This window comes from Aetokthonos hydrillicola CCALA 1050 (assembly GCF_017591665.1).
Classification (GTDB): Bacteria; Cyanobacteriota; Cyanobacteriia; order Cyanobacteriales; family Nostocaceae; genus Aetokthonos; species Aetokthonos hydrillicola.
In genome coordinates, this window is sequence record NZ_JAAKGC010000242.1 from 1,715 (window position 1) to 3,469 (window position 1,755).

Below are 1,755 nucleotides of genomic sequence, written 5' to 3' on the forward strand. Positions count from 1 at the left end.
CCATTTTTAGGATGGCGAGGAATTCGTTTCTGTTTGAATCGTCGGGATGTTTTCAAAACCCAGTTAAGAGCTATTTTAAGAGCTAGCTTTGGACATCAGATTAAAATCATGTTCCCGATGATTGCAACCGTAGAAGAGATACAAGCAGCTAAGGCAATTTTGGCTGAAGTGCAAGCTGAACTACGCCAAGCTAGTATACTCTTTGATGAAGCAATGGAAGTGGGTATTATGGTGGAAGTACCATCAGCAGTTTTGATTGCTGAGCATTTAGCAACTGAAGTAGACTTTTTTAGTATTGGGACTAATGACCTTAGTCAATATGTTATGGCTTGCGATCGCACTAACCCACAAGTCGCAAGTTTGGCTGATGGATTACATCCAGCGGTATTGCGTATGATACAGCAAACTGTCCAAGCCGGACATCAGGCTGGAATCAGCGTGGGGTTATGTGGTGAACTAGCAGCAGATTCTCTAGCAGTACCAATTTTACTGGGATTAGGACTAGATTCGGTAAGTCTTAACCCTCAAGCTATTCCTAGATTTAAACAAGTGATTGTTCAATTAACAGCCCAGGAAGCACAGGCGATCGCCAACTCCGCATTGCAACAAGATTCTGCTGCTAAAGTAAGAGCAATTGTTTCAAGTGCACTGAGCAGTACAATAGATACCTATTGACACTCTCCGCTCTAAAGAGACGGAGATTCTTAAGACCATGAGCGTCTTAATATCCTGTTTTCACAGGTTCCCAGGCTCAATACGTTTGCCACTTAGGGCGTACTGATATCTCCTTGCAGTGTTTTGGGCGTAGACTTCCTCCCAGTCCGGGAGTAGGTTTTATTTAAATGTCTTGTACTGACATGCCCAGATCATACCACGGCAGCCTAAAGACTGCAATGAGCATTCATCCCTTGCCTAAAGTACGGAAAACGCACCTGTGGTGCTGTTCCTCAAGGGTTTTCTGCATTTTTCTTATAAACAATAGTCAAATCTATATAGAGGCTTAGCTGAACAGTTTGATGCCAAACCTGCTGAAATTAAATCACTGTTTCGCAGGCAGTTGGAACCATGTGGTCCCAGTTGTAGTTAATCTGGTCCCAAGAGCCTTAATGTCTAAAAATTATCTTGATTGTGGTCCGGAAGGATTAGTATTGCGGTCCCCTACATCTACTGAACCTTGAATGCGTGTGGGGTCAATTTCATTACCAATCGCAAGAATCTTATTCGTCTTAGTGGCATTGTTGAGATCATAGCCAGTGTTGTTGGAAATCTTATTGCCACCGGGATTTGCATTGGTTCCAAGGTCGGGCAGAGCATCGACAGTTACCACTACACCATCTTCGGTGTTGTTCTCAATGACATTTCTACGTAGCACAGGCTTGGCTGACTCGGAAATATAAAGACCATCTTTGTTTTGGCGGATTTTGTTTTCTACTATTAACGGTGTTGAGGTTCCACCGATGGCTAGTCCAAAACCTGTGTTCTCAAATAGGTTGTTGCGAATTTCTCCTTGAGCGGATTTAGCGACCGAAACTCCGTTCCCCTGATTTTGAATAAACAGATTATTTTCAATTTTTGGATTAGCTGTACCCGTGAGGAAAATGCCCTCGCGAACACTATTAGTGAAAGTGCTGTTTGTGATTGTAGGATTAGAGGATTCAACCCATATAGTTACCTTTTACATAGCCAAACATAGACAGGCTACTTTACAGGTGTTTAAGCAACACTGACGGAAGCATGTTCACGCTTGAAAGTCGG

General features: G+C 43.0%; 1 protein-coding gene and 1 pseudogene. One reads left to right on the plus strand and one right to left on the minus strand.

Features of this window, described 5'->3' with window-relative positions:
- Nucleotides 1-675 (plus strand): putative PEP-binding protein (locus G4P69_RS39780; RefSeq protein WP_243903164.1); only part of this gene is annotated, 675 nt, incomplete at its 5' end.
- A 463-nt stretch (nt 676-1,138) separates the two neighbouring features.
- On the opposite strand, the pseudogene G4P69_RS36320 reads toward G4P69_RS39780, so the two are convergent.
- Nucleotides 1,139-1,666, minus strand: a pseudogene (locus tag G4P69_RS36320) (right-handed parallel beta-helix repeat-containing protein); the annotation flags it as partial.
- Nucleotides 1,667-1,755 lie beyond the last annotated feature (89 nt).